This is a genomic window from Flavobacterium sp. (assembly GCF_035299245.1).
Lineage (GTDB): Bacteria > Bacteroidota > Bacteroidia > Flavobacteriales > Flavobacteriaceae > Flavobacterium.
The window spans coordinates 168,557-185,125 of the sequence record NZ_DATGWY010000010.1 but is presented as its reverse complement, the minus strand read 5'-3'; the positions used below and the strand labels follow the sequence as shown (position 1 = coordinate 185,125).

Annotated in this window: 16 protein-coding genes; 9 read left to right on the top strand and 7 right to left on the bottom strand. The window is 37.0% G+C overall.

The window, feature by feature from the left end; genetic code table 11:
• Window positions 1-93 precede the first annotated feature (93 nt).
• Entirely contained in the window at window positions 94-1,242 is a 1,149-nt protein-coding gene (locus VK161_RS08250) for a THUMP domain-containing class I SAM-dependent RNA methyltransferase (RefSeq protein ID WP_414655415.1), read from the bottom strand.
• A gap of 148 nt (window positions 1,243-1,390) precedes the next feature.
• Between VK161_RS08250 and VK161_RS08245 the strand changes: the two genes are divergently transcribed.
• From VK161_RS08245 to VK161_RS08210, 8 genes are all read left to right on the top strand, one after another.
• Window positions 1,391-2,134, top strand: a complete 744-nt coding sequence (locus VK161_RS08245) for a class I SAM-dependent methyltransferase (protein WP_324214299.1) — start codon at window positions 1,391-1,393, stop codon at window positions 2,132-2,134.
• A gap of 34 nt (window positions 2,135-2,168) precedes the next feature.
• Window positions 2,169-2,837: a ZIP family metal transporter gene (locus tag VK161_RS08240; RefSeq protein ID WP_324214298.1), complete on the top strand. Its 669-nt coding sequence runs from the start codon at window positions 2,169-2,171 to the stop codon at window positions 2,835-2,837.
• Window positions 2,838-2,913: 76 nt separating this feature from the next.
• The gene (gene murQ / locus VK161_RS08235) at window positions 2,914-3,726 is read left to right on the top strand and encodes an N-acetylmuramic acid 6-phosphate etherase (protein ID WP_324214297.1); all 813 of its coding nucleotides are present in this window, start codon (window positions 2,914-2,916) and stop codon (window positions 3,724-3,726) included.
• Between the two features lie 54 nt (window positions 3,727-3,780).
• Window positions 3,781-4,239, top strand: a complete 459-nt coding sequence (locus tag VK161_RS08230; protein WP_324214296.1) for a hypothetical protein — start codon at window positions 3,781-3,783, stop codon at window positions 4,237-4,239.
• A complete protein-coding gene (locus VK161_RS08225; protein ID WP_324214295.1) occupies window positions 4,239-4,466 on the top strand; it encodes a DUF6095 family protein in 228 nt (75 codons plus the stop codon). Before VK161_RS08230 ends, VK161_RS08225 begins: the two co-directional genes overlap by 1 nt.
• Window positions 4,453-5,031 carry a DUF1572 domain-containing protein gene (locus VK161_RS08220; RefSeq protein ID WP_324214294.1) on the top strand — a complete coding sequence of 193 codons (579 nt, stop codon included), beginning with the start codon at window positions 4,453-4,455 and terminating at the stop codon, window positions 5,029-5,031. The genes VK161_RS08225 and VK161_RS08220 overlap by 14 nt, the downstream gene beginning before the upstream one ends.
• Window positions 5,032-5,236: 205 nt before the next feature.
• A complete protein-coding gene (locus VK161_RS08215; protein ID WP_324214293.1) occupies window positions 5,237-5,611 on the top strand; it encodes a DNA topoisomerase IV in 375 nt (124 codons plus the stop codon).
• Window positions 5,612-5,650: 39 nt separating this feature from the next.
• The gene (locus VK161_RS08210) at window positions 5,651-6,508 is read left to right on the top strand and encodes a TerC family protein (RefSeq protein ID WP_324214292.1); all 858 of its coding nucleotides are present in this window, start codon (window positions 5,651-5,653) and stop codon (window positions 6,506-6,508) included.
• Between the two features lie 205 nt (window positions 6,509-6,713).
• Here the strand turns inward: VK161_RS08210 and VK161_RS08205 are convergent, their stop codons facing one another.
• The 5 genes from VK161_RS08205 to ychF all read right to left on the bottom strand — a co-directional run bounded on the left by VK161_RS08205 (window position 6,714) and on the right by ychF (window position 14,562).
• Window positions 6,714-9,434, bottom strand: a complete 2,721-nt coding sequence (locus VK161_RS08205) for a DNA gyrase/topoisomerase IV subunit A (RefSeq protein ID WP_324214291.1) — start codon at window positions 9,432-9,434, stop codon at window positions 6,714-6,716.
• A gap of 98 nt (window positions 9,435-9,532) precedes the next feature.
• On the bottom strand, window positions 9,533-11,389 hold the full coding sequence (locus tag VK161_RS08200; protein ID WP_324214290.1) for a DNA topoisomerase IV subunit B: 1,857 nt from the start codon (window positions 11,387-11,389) through the stop codon (window positions 9,533-9,535).
• Between the two features lie 462 nt (window positions 11,390-11,851).
• Window positions 11,852-12,538 (bottom strand): TIGR02117 family protein, encoded by a 687-nt coding sequence (locus tag VK161_RS08195; RefSeq protein WP_324214289.1) that lies wholly within the window; start codon window positions 12,536-12,538, stop codon window positions 11,852-11,854.
• 118 nt (window positions 12,539-12,656) lie between these two features.
• Window positions 12,657-13,373, bottom strand: coding sequence for a porin family protein (locus VK161_RS08190; protein ID WP_324214288.1), 717 nt, complete (start codon window positions 13,371-13,373; stop codon window positions 12,657-12,659).
• A 94-nt stretch (window positions 13,374-13,467) separates the two neighbouring features.
• Window positions 13,468-14,562, bottom strand: coding sequence for a redox-regulated ATPase YchF (gene ychF / locus VK161_RS08185; protein ID WP_324214287.1), 1,095 nt, complete (start codon window positions 14,560-14,562; stop codon window positions 13,468-13,470).
• A 179-nt stretch (window positions 14,563-14,741) separates the two neighbouring features.
• On the opposite strand from ychF, the gene VK161_RS08180 reads away from it, so the two are divergent.
• Window positions 14,742-15,281, top strand: a complete 540-nt coding sequence (locus VK161_RS08180; RefSeq protein ID WP_324214286.1) for a hypothetical protein — start codon at window positions 14,742-14,744, stop codon at window positions 15,279-15,281.
• A gap of 52 nt (window positions 15,282-15,333) precedes the next feature.
• Here the strand turns inward: VK161_RS08180 and VK161_RS08175 are convergent, their stop codons facing one another.
• Window positions 15,334-16,509 carry a hypothetical protein gene (locus VK161_RS08175; RefSeq protein WP_324214285.1) on the bottom strand — a complete coding sequence of 392 codons (1,176 nt, stop codon included), beginning with the start codon at window positions 16,507-16,509 and terminating at the stop codon, window positions 15,334-15,336.
• Window positions 16,510-16,569 lie beyond the last annotated feature (60 nt).

The following is a 16,569-nucleotide window of genomic DNA, read 5'->3' as shown; positions in this document are numbered from 1 at the left end:
TTCTGCTTTCTGCTTTCTGCTTTCTGCTTTCTGCTTTCTGCTTTCTGCTTTCTGCTTTCTGCTTTCTGCTTTCTGCTTTCTGCTTTCTCAACACTACTCTCTTTCAACTTGAAACTTCGCTCTCTTACTTCCTTCGTACATTTCGTATTTCACGAATCGTGCTTCCAAACTACCGTTGAATAATTTTATTTTTCGGGATGGTTTTAAACCTACAAATTTCAACGCTTCTAAATTGGCGGTAATGAACCAAGCATGAGTGCCTGGATAATTCTGCTTCATGGTGTCGCCCATTTCACGGTAAAAACGCTCCAAATCAATATCCAAACGCTCGCCATACGGCGGATTGAACACCATGTGTAATGGTCCAGAGGTTTCTTTTTTAGTATCGAAAAAGTTTTTTTGTTCAATAGTTATGAACTCGTCAAGATTGGCATTTCTAATGTTATCAATGGCTTTTGAAACGGCGCTTGGCGCTTTGTCGTAGCCTTTCATCGTATAACGAAAATCGCGCGTACGTTTCATCAACGCATCAATGATTTGGTCGAATAAATCGTTGTCCCAATCGTTCCATTTTTCGAAAGCGAATTCTTTACGGTTGATATTAGCGGGAATATTACACGCAATCATAGCTGCTTCGGCCAAAATGGTTCCCGAACCACACATCGGATCTAGAAAATCAGACTCGCCGTTCCAGCCCGAAAGCAGAAGCATCCCTGCAGCTAACACTTCATTGATTGGTGCGATATTGGTCAATACACGATAACCACGTTGATGCAATGATGCACCAGAAGTATCCAAAGAAACCGAACATTGATCTCGGTCGATGTGGATGTTGATTCGCAAATCAGGAAAATCTTTGTCGATGCTTGGGCGTTGGCCTGTTCTATCACGAAATTGATCTACAATGGCGTCTTTAGCTTTTTGAGAAACGAATTGCGAGTGTTTAAAATGATCGGAATGAATGGTAGAATCGATGACAAACGTTTGATTCGCATTCAAATACTTAGACCAATCGATACCTTGAATTCCTTTGTACAAACTTTGGTCGTTGAACGCTCTAAAGTGGTAAATTGGTTTTAGGATTTTTAAAGCCGTACGCAATGATAAATTGGCTTTGTACATAAACCCTTTGTCGCCTTTGAAACTTACGGCACGCGTTCCGATTTCTACCTCTTGTGCGCCGAGAAGTTGCAATTCTTTGGCCAGTATTTCTTCAAAACCAAAGAAGGTTTTGGCAATCATTTTAAAGTTTTCCATTGGTAAAAATTCCAAAAATCAAATATCAAATTCCAAATAAATCTTAAATCCAAATTTTCAATTTTCAAACTTGGAAATTCTTCGGCAAAAATACACTAAATTTGCAGGATTAGAATTCATTTGAAAAGAATAAATGTCAGAACTTACAAATTCGAAAACCGATAACTGGTTTGCCTCTTGGTTTGATACACCGTATTATCATATTTTATATAAGGAACGAAATTACCGTGAAGCTCAGATTTTCATGGATAACTTAACGCATTATCTGAACTTGCCCGAAAAAGCAAAAGTGCTGGATTTGGCTTGTGGAAAAGGTCGGCATGCCATTTATCTCAACAAATTAGGGTTTGATGTTTTGGGTGTTGATTTGTCGGAAAACAGTATCGCAGAAGCCAATAAAAATGCGAACGACACCTTACATTTCAAAGTGCATGACATGCGCGAACCATTTGAAGAAAAATTCGACGCTATTTTTAATTTGTTTACTAGTTTTGGATATTTTGAAAACGAAGAAGACAATCTAAAAACCTTAGTCGCTATTAAAGAAAGCCTTTCGGAATATGGTTTTGCTGTGATTGATTTTATGAATGTGAATCAGGTGATTGCTAATTTGGTTGCCGATGAAGTGAAACATGTAGACGGTATTGATTTTCACATCAAACGATTGGTAGAAGACGGCCATATTGTAAAAGAAATTGAATTTACACATAATGACGAATCGTTTCATTTTGTTGAGAAAGTGCGTGCGTTTACCTTAGAAGATTTTCAGCGATTAATGAACGAAGCTGGAATTTATTTGTTGGATGTTTTTGGCGATTATAAGCTGAAGAAATTCCATAAAAAAGACAGTGAGCGATTGATTATGATTTTTAAATAAGAAAAGAGAGAATAGAACATAGAGAAAAGACTAAATGAATTACATACTTCCATTACTATCGGTACTTTTAGGTTACGGAATTGCATTATTTTTAAAACCAAAGGAAAAGAAAAACTTAAAATTGCTATTGGCATTTAGCGGTTCGTTTTTGCTTTCGCTAACGGTGATGCATTTGTTGCCCGAAGTGTACGAAAGTCACAATCATAGTGTGGGAATATTCATTATGGTGGGAATTTTGTTCCAGATTATTTTAGAATTTTTCTCGAAAGGCGCTGAACACGGACACGTTCACGGTCATGAAAAAATCACTCAAATGCCCTGGTTGTTGTTCATTAGTTTGTGTTTGCATGCGTTATTAGAAGGTTTTCCTGTTGGGCATCACCACGATTTGGCCATCGGAATTGCGATTCACCACTTACCTATTGCGGTCATTTTGACTACTTTTTTCTTGAATGCCGAATTGAATAAAGTAGCACTGTTCTTTTTTATGTTGGTTTTTGCCATCATGACGCCATTGGGAACTTTTTTATCGGATGGATTTCCACTACTTAACGATTACTATACCGAAATTACTGCCATTGTAATTGGTATTTTATTTCACATTTCTTCAACTATTATTTTTGAAAGTAGTGAAGGTCATAAATTCAATATTGCTAAAATATCAATGATTATTTTAGGGATTATTTTGGCATATTTTTTATAATGTTGTAAGCTTTAAGCTCTAGGCTGTAAGCAAAAAACTCAGTAACTTAGCCACTCAGTAACTCAGTCACTTTACTATGAACTTTACCAAAACCACCGAGCAATCCTCTAACTACGAGCAATTAGAACACATGTCGGTTGCCGATTTGCTGTCTAACATCAATAAAGAAGACAAGACCGTTCCGTTTGCCGTTGAAAAAGCACTTCCACAAATTGAAACTTTAGTTACCCAAGTGGTTGAAAAAATGAAACTCGGCGGACGATTGTTTTACATTGGCGCAGGAACTTCGGGTCGATTGGGAATTGTAGATGCTTCTGAATGTCCACCCACGTTTGGTGTTCCTTTTGATTTAGTGAACGGAATCATCGCTGGTGGTGACAAGGCCATTCGCAAAGCTGTTGAAAATGCTGAAGACAATACTACACAAGCGTGGATTGATTTACAAGAGCACAATATCAATGAAAAAGACGTCGTAATCGGTATTGCCGCTTCTGGAACTACGCCTTACGTGATTTCGGGTTTGGAACAATGCAATGAAAACAACATCATTACGGGTTGCATTACGTGCAATGAAGGAAGTCCACTATCATTAACCGCCCAATTTCCAGTTGTAGTGGTTGTCGGACCTGAATTTGTTACTGGAAGTTCTCGTATGAAAGCTGGAACCGCACAGAAATTGGTGTTGAACATGATTTCGACTACAACGATGATTCAACTCGGTCGTGTGAAAGGCAATAAAATGGTCGATATGCAGTTGAGTAATGATAAATTGGTCGATCGTGGAGTGCGAATGATCATGGGCGAAATTCCGGTTGATTATCAAAAAGCATCCGAATTATTAAAGGAATTTGGCAGTGTTCGAAAAGCCGTAGATAATTACAAAAAATAAGTCTTGGTTACGAAAATATTGCTATTTTTATACATTCTTAAAACTACTATTACTATGAAAAAACTTATTGTATTGCTTGCCATTATACTTTCATCATTTGCTTATTCGCAAGAGATTACCATGCAAGGTCACAAATATTTTATGAACGGCCAACAATTATCGAGTCGTGAAGTAAAAGAAAAACTAGCTTCAAATACTCAGGCTTTGGAACAATTTAAATCAGGTAAAAACAAAGCGTCTTTAGGTGGATTATTTTTGGGATTGGGCGTTGCTTTTTGTACCGCTGATTTGGTAAAAGGTTTGGTTTCTGATGAAGATTATCCTGGCGCACCAACCTACATTGGAGCTGGATTTTTGGCAGTTTCGGTTCCGATTCTAATTGGAAAGAACAAGAAAATGCGTCAAGGAATTGAAACGTACAATGCGGGCTTGAAAAATTCGGGCGATGCAGACGACCTTGAACTGAATCTTATCACCAATCAAAACGGCTACGGAATTCAATTGCGTTTCTAATGGCAACCAACAGAGAACTTCTAGGCAAAGGTGTCAAATATTTATTTGGAGCACTTCCTCTTATGTTTATCGGCCCAAGTGTAATGTACAATGCCTTCATGAATAAGAATAATGCAGCTTATTATATTGTTCTTATTATCGGATGCAGTATTTGTGTACTTTCCGTTTTTTTGGCTTTTAAAGGAATCCGAACCATAACTAACGCTATATTCGATGGAGATAAATAATGACTACTTGGAAAGCGTCAAAAAGCAGTTTCTCTACTACAAAACTTTGGGAGAAAAATCGTTTGATCAACTCGAACCTGAGCAATTGTTTGTTGCAGTGAATGATAACACCAATTCGATTGCAACCATAGTAAAACATTTATCGGGAAATATGTTGTCGCGTTGGACCGACTTTTTGACTACCGATGGTGAAAAAGAATGGCGCAACCGCGATAGTGAATTTGAATCGACCATTCAAACCAAAGACGAACTTTTAGAAATTTGGAATAAAGGCTGGAACTGTTTTTTTGAAACTTTGAATTCACTTACTCCCGATCAATTAACCGCGATCATTTACATTCGCAACGAAGGTCATACGGTTGTAGAAGCCATCAACAGGCAATTGGCGCATTATCCATATCATATCGGTCAAATAGTGTTTTATGCTAAAATGCTGAAGAAAACCGAATGGAACAGTTTGTCGATTCCGAAAAATAAGTCGAATAGTTATAATGAGGGAAAATTTGCTCAAGAAAAGAGTATTAAGAATTTTACGGATGACGAATTAAAAAAACTAAAGCCCTAGCCCAGATAGTAGTGGAAAGCCTTTGGCAGCTGAAAACTAATTTTTGTTGCTTTTGAGCAGCGACCAAAGGAAGCTGATGAAAAGCGTACAAAAATAGTTTGAAGCAAGAAAGCTTGAAACGAATTGCTGGAATAGCTTCAAAAAAATAACAATTACAATGTCAATGACAAAGTCAATTTCAATTTCAATTTCAAAATCAATGTCAATGTTTAAAAAAATCGTTTTACTAGTGCTCACACTCTCATTGGTTTCGTGTTACGAGCAAGAACGCAATTGTAAGGATTTTAAAACGGGGAAATTCACTTCGGAAACGACCATCAACGATAAAAAATTCACCTCAACGTTTGAGCGCAACGACAGTATTCAAATTGAAACTTTTGAAGGCAAAACCGATACTTCGAAAGTGCGTTGGATTAACGAATGCGAATGTGTAATGCAAAAAGTAAATCCGAAAAACCGCGAAGAGAAAAAAGCCGTTTCGGTTAGAATATTGAGTACCAAAGGAAAAACCTACAACTTTGAATATTCGTTTGTGGGCGATTCAAAAAAACAAAAAGGAAGCGTAACAAAAGTAGAATAACTCACGTATAACCCGATTTAGAAACTAACTTATACAAACATGGATGCCATTTTTACAACCGACGGTTTAATTGCTTTATTGACCTTAACTTTTTTAGAAATCATACTCGGAATCGATAATATCGTTTTCCTTTCTATTGTTTCTGGAAAATTAGAACCTAAAGACCAACCTAAAGCGAGACGCGTTGGATTATTACTCGCGATGGTATTTCGTATCGCTTTATTGTTTGGAATCACTTGGGTAATGAGCCTAAAGGAATCGTTTTACGACTTTGATTTTGGGTTTTTCTCAGGCGGAATTTCGGGCCAAAGTTTGATTATTTTTGGAGGTGGACTGTTCTTATTGTACAAATCCGTTTCTGAAATTCACCACAAACTCGAAGGCGAAGAAGAATCAGCTGGTGGAAAAGCAAGTAACTCACTTTCTGCAGCGATTATTCAAATTGCTTTGTTGAATATCGTATTCTCTTTTGATAGTATTTTGACTGCAATTGGATTGGTAAGCTCGGCTGAACCACCAGTAGGTTTTGGTCCGGCTGGCGCGATTGAAATTATGATTTTAGCTATTGTCATATCGATAGTAGTAATGTTGGCTTTCGCTGGTCCGGTAAGTAAATTTGTCAACGAACACCCAACGATACAAATTCTTGGTTTATCGTTTTTAATTTTAATTGGAGTAATGCTTTTAGCCGAAGGTTCGCACTTGGCTAACTTCCGCTTCGGAAACGACATTGAAGTGCACAGCATACCAAAAGGCTATTTGTACTTTGCCATTTTCTTCTCACTTTTTGTAGAATTCCTGAATTTGAGAATGAAGAAAAAAAGCAGAAAACCAGTACAACTTCACAACAGTACTATTGTGGACAAGAAGTTGACTGATGATGACATGACGAACTAAGAAATAAACATCATAATAAAAAACCCTGATCGATAATTGGTCAGGGTTTTTTGTTTCTATCGAAAAATTCAAGTTTTCACCATCAGGAAATAAAGATCAATATGAAAAAAGTAATGAATCCATATTTGTTAATGATTTCAACATTTAATCAGTGAATCTGTGGCAAAAAAAAACCTACTGAATATCTCAAGTAGGTTTTTGTTGATTAATCTAACGATAAGGTAATTTGTCCGTCGTCATCAGTTTCGGTTTGGATGTCATCTGTAACGTTTTCATCACCCGTAACTTCCATTTCTTCTGGTGCTTCTTCCTCAGGTTCTTCGTACGGTAACGGTTCGAGCAAATTGACTTGTTTTAGTTTATCGGTGGTCAATTGATTTCCGAGTGCTTTGATTCCTTTTACAGCAATAAATTGCTCTAAATCGACTGTTTGATTGTCTTTTTGAACGCCTTTTACTTTAGCGAAAATCAATTCTGCTACCGGACGCCAATCGGTGGAAACAATTTCCAATTGCGATTTTTCGTGTTCGGTAATGAATATTTCCTCTTTATTTTCGTTTTCAACTAAGAAACGTTTGACAAAATAACGTTCTTTTTCACCGTCGTAATAAATGGTTGAAATGGGTTTCTTCGGATTCCATTTTTCCAATACAATCATGTCTTCGTCAAAATGCGTTGTTAACTCAGGAATAATCGTTTTCAATTTCCCAGATTGGTTGATGATGAGTAAACGATCATTCGGACGGAATTCGCCCAACAACTCACCTCTTCCATCTACATTCAAACGTTGTACTGTATCGTCGAACCATACTTTTCTCGGACGTAAAGTTGAAATTCCTTTCTCTTTCAACTCGATTTTCTTAATCGGATATTTGGTTACGGTATTTCCACGAGAAGCTCTTCCTTTGATGGCAATATCAGAGAAATCAACGTCCCATTTTAGTTTTTTCACGCTTCCTACTTGTCGCAATAAAATTGTAACAACTTCGGCCTCACCGTTGGGATTGGCTGAAAAATACGACACTTGTGAACCTGGCTTTTCTTGCGTTAAATCGTAAAACTTATCGCGAGTAACACCCGAAACGTTGAATCGTTTGATGAAAGTTGATCCATTTTTACCATCGCGGTAAATCATGTTGTAAATGGTGCGTTTGTCGTTTTTGTCAAATACATCAATATGAATGATGTCTTTACCTACGAATTTCTTTTCGTCGACTTTAGTAACCATCATTTTACCATCGCGTAAAAAGACAATTACATCATCAATATCGGAGCAATCCGCCACGTATTCGTCTTTTTTCAAACCAGTTCCGAGAAAACCTTCTTCTTTATTGACATACAATTTGGTGTTTCGCAGTACTACTTTTGTTGCTTCGATGGTATCAAAACTGCGCAATTCGGTTTGGCGCTCGCGACCTTTTCCGTATTTGTCTTTTAGGGTTTGGAAGAAATTAATCGCAAAGTCAATAATGTGATCCAGGTCGTATTTGACTTGTTCCATTTCAGCTTCCAATTTGGCTATGGCATCATCGGCTTTATCCGAATCGAAGCGCGTGATACGAATCATCGGAATTTGCGTTAGTTTTTGCAAATCGTCGTCGTTGATTTCACGTACCAATGCCTTTTGAAACGGTTTGAAACGATTGTACATGTACTCGTAAAGTGATTCTCTATCGGAATACAATTTGAAATCGATGTACATTTCTTCGCGGATGAAAATCTTTTCTAAGGTAGAAAAATGCCATTTATTTTCGAGTTCATCGAGTTGAATTTCCAACTCACGTTTGAGTAAATCTACTGTTCGGTGGGTTGAAATTTTGAGCATATCAGTCACACCAATAAACAAAGGTTTGTGATTTTCAATGACACAACCCAAAGGTGCAACCGAAGTTTCACAAGCTGTAAACGCATACAAAGCATCGATGGTTTTATCAGGAGAAACTCCGGGTGGAAGATGAATCAGAATTTCAACTTCAGCAGCTGTGTTGTCCTCGATTTTCTTGATCTTTATTTTTCCTTTTTCATTCGCTTTCAGAATACTGTCAATTAACGTTCCTGTATTGGTTGAAAATGGAATTTGGCTGATCACCAACGTTTGTTTGTCCAACTGACCAATTTTGGCACGCACACGAACGCGTCCGCCGCGCATCCCATCGTTGTAATTGGAAATATCCGCGATTCCGGCAGTCGGAAAATCGGGAAATAAAGTAAACGGTTTATTCTTCAATACTTTAATCGAACAATCGATAAGTTCGTTGAAGTTGTGTGGCAATATTTTAGTCGAAAGTCCTACTGCAATTCCTTCAGCACCTTGAGCCAACAACAGCGGAAACTTCACAGGAAGATTGACCGGTTCGTTGCGACGACCATCGTACGAGGCTTGCCAAGTGGTGATTTTTGGAGAATACAGTATGTCGTGACCAAACTTAGAAATACGCGCCTCAATGTAACGTGAAGCTGCAGCACCATCGCCAGTGAGAATGTTTCCCCAGTTTCCTTGCATGTCGATGATCAGGTCTTTCTGACCAATTTGGACCATTGCATCGCCGATACTCGCATCACCGTGAGGATGGTATTGCATGGTATGACCCACGATGTTAGCCACTTTGTTGTAACGTCCATCATCGAGTTCTTTCATTGAGTGCATGATGCGGCGCTGAACGGGTTTAAAACCATCTTCAATGGCAGGAACCGCACGTTCTAAAATTACATACGAAGCGTAATCCAAAAACCAATCCTTGTACATTCCGGTAACTTTGGTAATGGTGTCTTCTGGATTTTCGTCGTTTTCGTAAAAATGACTTCCTGTTGATGGTCGAACGATGTCATCAAAACCTTCGTCTTCTGAAGCATCGTTCAGTTCATCGTTGGTTTCTTCGTTGTTTTCCTCTTCAGGAATGATGTTGTCTTCTTCTTCGTCTTTCATATAAAAGTTGCAAAGTTTCAGAGTTGCAAAGTTTCAAAGTTAAAGCCTAATAAAGACTTTGCTGCTTTGAAACTTAGCGACTTTGTTACTATTTCATTTTAATTTTTTTCCACCACATCCAATTCGACTTTCAAATTATTGATGATGAACTCTTGTCGGTCGGGTGTGTTTTTACCCATATAAAATTCCAACAAGGTTTCGATGGACGTGGCTTTATCGAGCATTACTGGATCGAGTCGAATGTCTTGACCAATGAAATGTTTGAACTCATCGGGGGAAATTTCTCCTAATCCTTTGAATCGAGTGATTTCGGGTTTGGGTTTTAATTTTTCAATGGCATTGACGCGTTCTTCTTCCGAGTAGCAATAAATGGTTTCTTTTTTATTTCGAACCCTGAACAACGGCGTTTGTAAAATGTACAAATGTCCGTCTTTGATCAACTCAGGGAAAAACTGCAAGAAAAACGTAATCAACAGCAATCGAATGTGCATACCATCGACGTCGGCATCGGTGGCGATTACGATGTTGTTGTAACGCAAATCTTCCATTGATTCTTCGATGTCGAGTGCCGCTTGAAGCAAATTGAATTCTTCGTTTTCGTACACAATTTTCTTGGTCATTCCATAGGAATTCAAAGGTTTACCGCGCAAACTAAAAACCGCTTGCGTATTCACATCCCGACTTTTGGTAATCGAACCCGAAGCCGAATCACCTTCCGTAATAAAAAGCGTACTTTCTAAACTTCTTGGGTTTTTGGCATCGGTTAAATGCACGCGGCAATCGCGTAGTTTTTTATTGTGCAAACTCGCTTTTTTGGCGCGGTCTTTGGCCAATTTTCTAATTCCGGATAACTCTTTACGTTCGCGTTCGGCTTGTAAAATCTTACGCAACAATGCATCGGCAGTTTCTGGGTTCTTGTGCAGAAAATTATCGAGTTTGGTTGTGATGAAATCGTGAATGAACGTACGAACGGTTGGACCATTCGGACCAATATCGGTCGATCCTAATTTAGTTTTGGTTTGCGACTCGAAAACCGGTTCTTCCACTTTTACGGAAACCGCAGAAACGATTGATTTGCGGATATCCGAAGCTTCAAAACCTTTGTTGTAGTATTCGCGAATGGTTTTTACAATCGCTTCACGGAAAGCATTCAAGTGCGTTCCACCTTGTGTGGTATTCTGACCGTTAACAAACGAGTGGTATTCTTCTGAATATTGTGATTTGCTGTGCGTAAGTGCAATTTCGATGTCGTCACCAATGAGGTGAATGATTGGATATACTGAATCCTCTTCGGTGATGGTTTCTTCGAGCAAATCTTTTAAACCATTGTCCGAATAGAATTTTTCACCGTTATAGTAAATGGTCAAACCCGTGTTCAAATAACAATAGTTTTTGAGCATTTTGATCACGTACTCATTACGGTACTTGTAATTCTTGAAAATCGTATCGTCGGCAACAAAAGCCACTTTGGTTCCTTTGCGCTTGGTAGTTTCGGTGATGTCTTCTTCGAGCGTTAGATTTCCGGCTGAGAATTCGGCTGCTTTCTGCTGGTTGTCACGTACGGATTCCACGCGGAAATAATTCGACAACGCATTCACCGCTTTGGTTCCGACTCCGTTTAGACCAACGGATTTTTTGAAGGCTTTGGAATCGTATTTTCCACCCGTATTCATTTTGGAAACTACATCGACTACTTTCCCGAGTGGGATTCCGCGACCGTAATCGCGCACCGTTACCATTTTGTCTTTGATGGTTACTTCGATGGTTTTTCCAGCGCCCATAACGAACTCGTCGATACAGTTATCGAGTACTTCTTTGAGTAAGATATAAATTCCGTCGTCGGGAGACGAACCGTCACCGAGTTTCCCGATGTACATACCAGGACGCATTCGGATGTGTTCTTTCCAATCGAGTGAGCGTATATTGTCTTCGTTGTACTGATTTTCTAGTTCCATTGTAGATGATCGAATTTCCGCTAATATAGTGAAACTGCAAGGGTTTTGGAAATGATATTTATCAAAGTTATTAAGAATGTTTTTGACAAAATTAGAATGCAGAAATGAGAAGGCAGAATGCAGAAAGTGATTCTGATTATGAGATTTCTCCTTTCCCGAAAAGTCGGGACAAGCTGTCGAAATGACAAAAAATCTGTTACAACTACGATTTTGCCCCCGATTGGAACGAACTCATTTTGAAGTAAAAAACTATTTTTTGTTACGCTAAAAAAGCGACCAACGGAAGCTATTTTTAGCGTTTACAAAAAAAGGCTTTTACGAAAAATAGTGGAGTGAAAAGCGGGATTAGGCTCTTATTCAGAAGGCAGAACGCTGAAGCAGAACGCTGAAGCAGGACGCAGAAGGCAGAAGGCAGAAGGCTCAACGCTAAAAGCTAAAAGCTGAAAGCTGAAAGCAAAAAAACTATTGATAATGGCAGAAAATTCCGGAGTCGGTTACCGTCCAGAATGCGGCTTTTTGGTTTGATGATTTTAGAGCATTGTTTGCCCACGAGTTGCAGGTATGGAACAAATTGTATTTGCCTTTGGCTTCGTAGAAACTGTCGTTTTTACCGTAGGTTGTGGCTTGAATGAATTGGGGATTGTTGTTTTGGTCGAGTTGAAAACTGCCTTCGATGTAGGCGACTAGTTTTTGGTAATTTTCGGGTGAAATTTTGATTTTCACGCAGGTTTCGTCTTCTTTTATCGATTTGCAAAAAGTGGTGTGCATGGCCGAACTTCCGAGTGCAAATGCGGCGTTGAAGGCTGTGCTTGCTTTTAAATCGGACCATTCGGGCGTGTCAAGGTAAAAACCTTTGTCGCCCCAACCCATGGCGATGTGCGTCATTGTAGTGTCTTTGGATTTTGTATTTTCGACTTTAATCATCGTACTCCAATCTTTGAATTCGTTTTTGATGGGAACAATAACATCAGTATGAACGCCGTTGGTTTTGATGAAAATTTCGACTTCTTGCGATTGATTTTGAGCTTCGTCGGAATTGACTGTAATTTTGGATAATAAAAAGGCTGACGTGAGGTAAAGTGCTAAAAATAGTAGTATTCCTAAAAGTACTTTTTTGAAAATGGTGAGTGTTTTTTTGATGGTTTTCATGGATTGGTTTGGTTTTCTTTGCCAATCCAAATGTTGTGCCAGAAATTAGTGTTCCTTTTCACAAAAAAAGACCTCCGTTTTGGAAGTCTTTTTTTAATGAATTGCCATTTCATATTTATTACAATCCAAACGAAAACTCGGTTATGAGATTGATTGTATTGGTTTTGATATCACCGCTTAAACCACGACTACTCAAATTAGCTATTCTGTTGTTTAGTCCAAGATTATTTCTAAGTTCGATGGAAATTTTATTTTTATTTTTAATCGCAAAAGATTTCCCAAAACCAAAAGAAACTCCGTATTCTTTACTGGAAAAGGCAAAATTAAAAGGAAAATTAAATTCTGACTCTGGTCTTGAATTACTATTACCAGTAACCAAATTATGATAAGTAGTTCTTTTATCATGATTGGTTAGTAGTGATACATAAGGTCCAAAATTTGCAAAAAAAGATTTTTTAGCTCCAAAACTATATTTTACTACTAATGGAATTGTCAAATACTTGTATTCGTTTTTCGTAGTAACATCAACATCCTGTAAAATTAATTCTCCTGACTCAAGAACATAAGTATAATATGTTTTAGCAAAATAGTCAATTCTCTTTTTCTCAAATCCGAGTCCAGTTTTTAGAGAAAACTTTTCATTGATTTTATATTCTACAGAAAATCCACCTGTAAAATGTGTAAATGAGTCGTCTGTATTGTCTAAAATTGCGTTAGTGTCTCTATGAGTAGAATAATTCAATCCACCGAAAACACCCATACGAAATTCATCTTGAGCAAGAACGAAATTCTGCGCTACTACAATTAAAAAAAAGGTATAAATTACACTCTTCATACTTGTCTTGATTTATTGTAAATCATTTCTGTAAATAGTAAAGACGGACAGCAGTCCGTCTCTACGAATGAAATATCAAAAAAATATTTTTAAATTATACATTAAATCGGAAATGCATCACATCGCCATCTTTTACAATGTATTCTTTTCCTTCTACTCTTAATTTTCCAGCTTCTTTTACCTTGGCTTCTGAACCGTAGTGAGAGAAATCTTCGTAAGCGATTACTTCGGCGCGGATGAATCCTTTTTCAAAATCGGTATGGATTACACCTGCTGCTTTTGGAGCTGTATCGCCAATATTAATCGTCCACGCACGCACTTCTTTTACTCCAGCAGTGAAATACGTTTGCAATTTTAATAATTTATAAGCAGCGCGAATCAAAACCGCTGAGCCTGGTTCGGTTAAACCCATGTCTTCAAGAAAAACTTGACGTTCTTCGTAGCTTTCAAGTTCAGTGATATCAGCTTCTGCTCCAACTGAAAGTATAATAACTTCGGCGTCTTCGTCTTTGACCATTTCGCGTACTTGATCTACATATTTGTTGCCGCTTACTGCAGAACCTTCGTCTACATTACAAACGTAAAGGACAGGCTTGTTGGTAATCAACTGAAAATCTTGCATCAATTCTTCTTCGTCTTGATTTTGAGGAACAACGGTTCTAGCCGATTTTGCTTGTAGTAAATTCTCGCGTATACGATCTAAAAGTGCTTTTTCGGCTTGCGCTTCTTTATTTCCAGTTTTGGCAGCACGATTTACTTTTTCTAAACGCTTTTCAACTGTTTCTAAATCTTTTAATTGTAGCTCGATATCGATGGTTTCTTTATCGCGAATAGGATTTACGCTTCCATCTACATGCACAATATTATCGTTATCAAAACAACGCAAAACGTGAATGATGGCGTTACATTCTCTAATATTTCCAAGGAATTGATTTCCTAAACCTTCTCCTTTACTGGCTCCTTTTACCAAACCTGCAATATCTACAATATCTACAGTTGCCATTTGAACACGTTCTGGTTTCACTAATTCCTCCAAACGTACAATACGCGGATCGGGAACGTTTACTACGCCAATATTGGGTTCTATAGTACAAAACGGAAAGTTGGCACTTTGCGCTTTAGCATTGGATAAACAATTAAATAGAGTCGATTTTCCTACATTAGGTAAGCCTACAATTCCTGCTTTCATTGGTATATTATTTTAAAAGTGTGCAAATATACTTCTATTAATTTAAAAATATAAAATACAACTGAAATTACTTTTTAAAGCTGATATGGAATTTATATAAGTCTTATAAATAATTGTGTAACATAACTTTTGAGGTGTAAAGTAACTTTGTATAACATTACTAATTAAAAACTTATATCATGAAATCAATTTTTATCGGAATGGCTACATTGTTATTTACAATGACCATTCAAGCACAGAACAAGAACGTTAAAGACGAAACTATAACAACTGTTACAACCGTTACTACGTCGGACGGAGAAAAAAAATACGTTAAAAAGGAAAATACTGTTGAAGTTCAAAACATTGAACTCAAAGAGGAAAAGCCCAATACGTTGAATATTGAAACGAAAGACACACCAGTAGAAGTGACAACTACTACCAAAATTATTAACCCTGATGGAACAACACGTACTGTTGATGTGGATCGTTCCGCTTATTATGAGTTGAATGGAAAGAAATTCAAAGTAGCGTTGGATGCTAATGGATACAGAATGATGTCAGATAATAGTAAATCGAGTAGTTTCCTGAGAAAAACGAGTACAAATAGTTACATCTTTACTAGTGGAAACAAAACAGCAATTGGGTATTTTGATGTAAATGGAAATTTGGTTTTAGAGAGCTACAACCCAAAAACGGATCAAGTAACCTTTGAAACGTATACTGTTGTTAAACAATAACAGTATCTCTTTATATATCCCAAGTGAAAGTCCCGAAGCAATTTGGGACTTTTTATTTGTCATAAATTAAGTCTTCAATTGAATTGATGATTTCTTGCTCTTCTTCAGTTGTATCCAAACCCGAATTGTTCCAAAAATCGGTCAAAATAACATTGTGTTTATTAAAAAGTGTTTTGTCTTTAAATACTTCGCTTTCCTTGTAAATATAATTCTGATTGCTAAAATTAGTTGTCACAAAATAGTTTCTGACTTCAATACTTTTACTTCCTTCTTTCTCGATTTTATCAAACCCAATTTCTTCTTTAGAACTAACTAAATAATAGAATGTTCCTTCTATTCGATACATGGCTTTGAAATTGGATTTAAAAATATTTTTTGAACCAACAGCGGTTTTGTCTTCAAATTTTGCCATTGTCGATGGTGCTAAAACGGAACTTACTTCAATAATCATTTTCTTTTTAGGATCGTAAATAATGGTAAAATCATCGACTAAATTTTTATTAATTGCACTCGGAATCACAGTCATGCTATACAATTCTTTATTAGCAGAATATACTCTAATTAAGAATTCAAACTCTTTTTTTGCCTTTGGATCCAAAAGTAGATTTAAGTACTTGAAATTATAGTAATTCTCCATAATATCATTGAGGTTATAACCCAATAAATCAGCCGAAATATTTTTCTCTAACAATCCGACAGAGCGATTTTGTTCCACTAAAATATTCGAATTGAATTTCTTGGTTTTGTCAAACAATTGAAAGTTCATAATTCCATCATTATAATACGAATAGACTCCATTCAATTTAAAAAATTCTCTCGAATAGACTTTAAGTCTGGCTGGAACGGTAAGTGCTTTTTTGGAATTCTCAATCAACGAAATAAGTATTTTTTGGGGATGTTGTTTGGTGATGATAATTTCTTCCAAATTATTCACATTATTCTTTAAAAATACGACATTAATTTTCTCTTTTAATGTAGAAGAGCGAAGTGTTTGGCTGACATAAGAAGTATGTGTAATCTGAATATTAGAGGTTCCCTTCAAAAGAAAACTCACTTTACCTTCGGAATTACTCAACACCATTTGTTTGGTTTTTACTACCAAAACAGTAGCGTCTTCAATGGGTTGTTGTGTTTCAGCATCTTTTAGAATAATGATTTTTTCATCATTCTGAGAGAATACTGTAGAAGATAAAACTAGAAAAATGAATACAATAAAATGCTTCATCATCGGTTTTTGTTTGAACAAATCTAATAAAATTTTAACATATAAAACCCTCTTTTCCAGTAA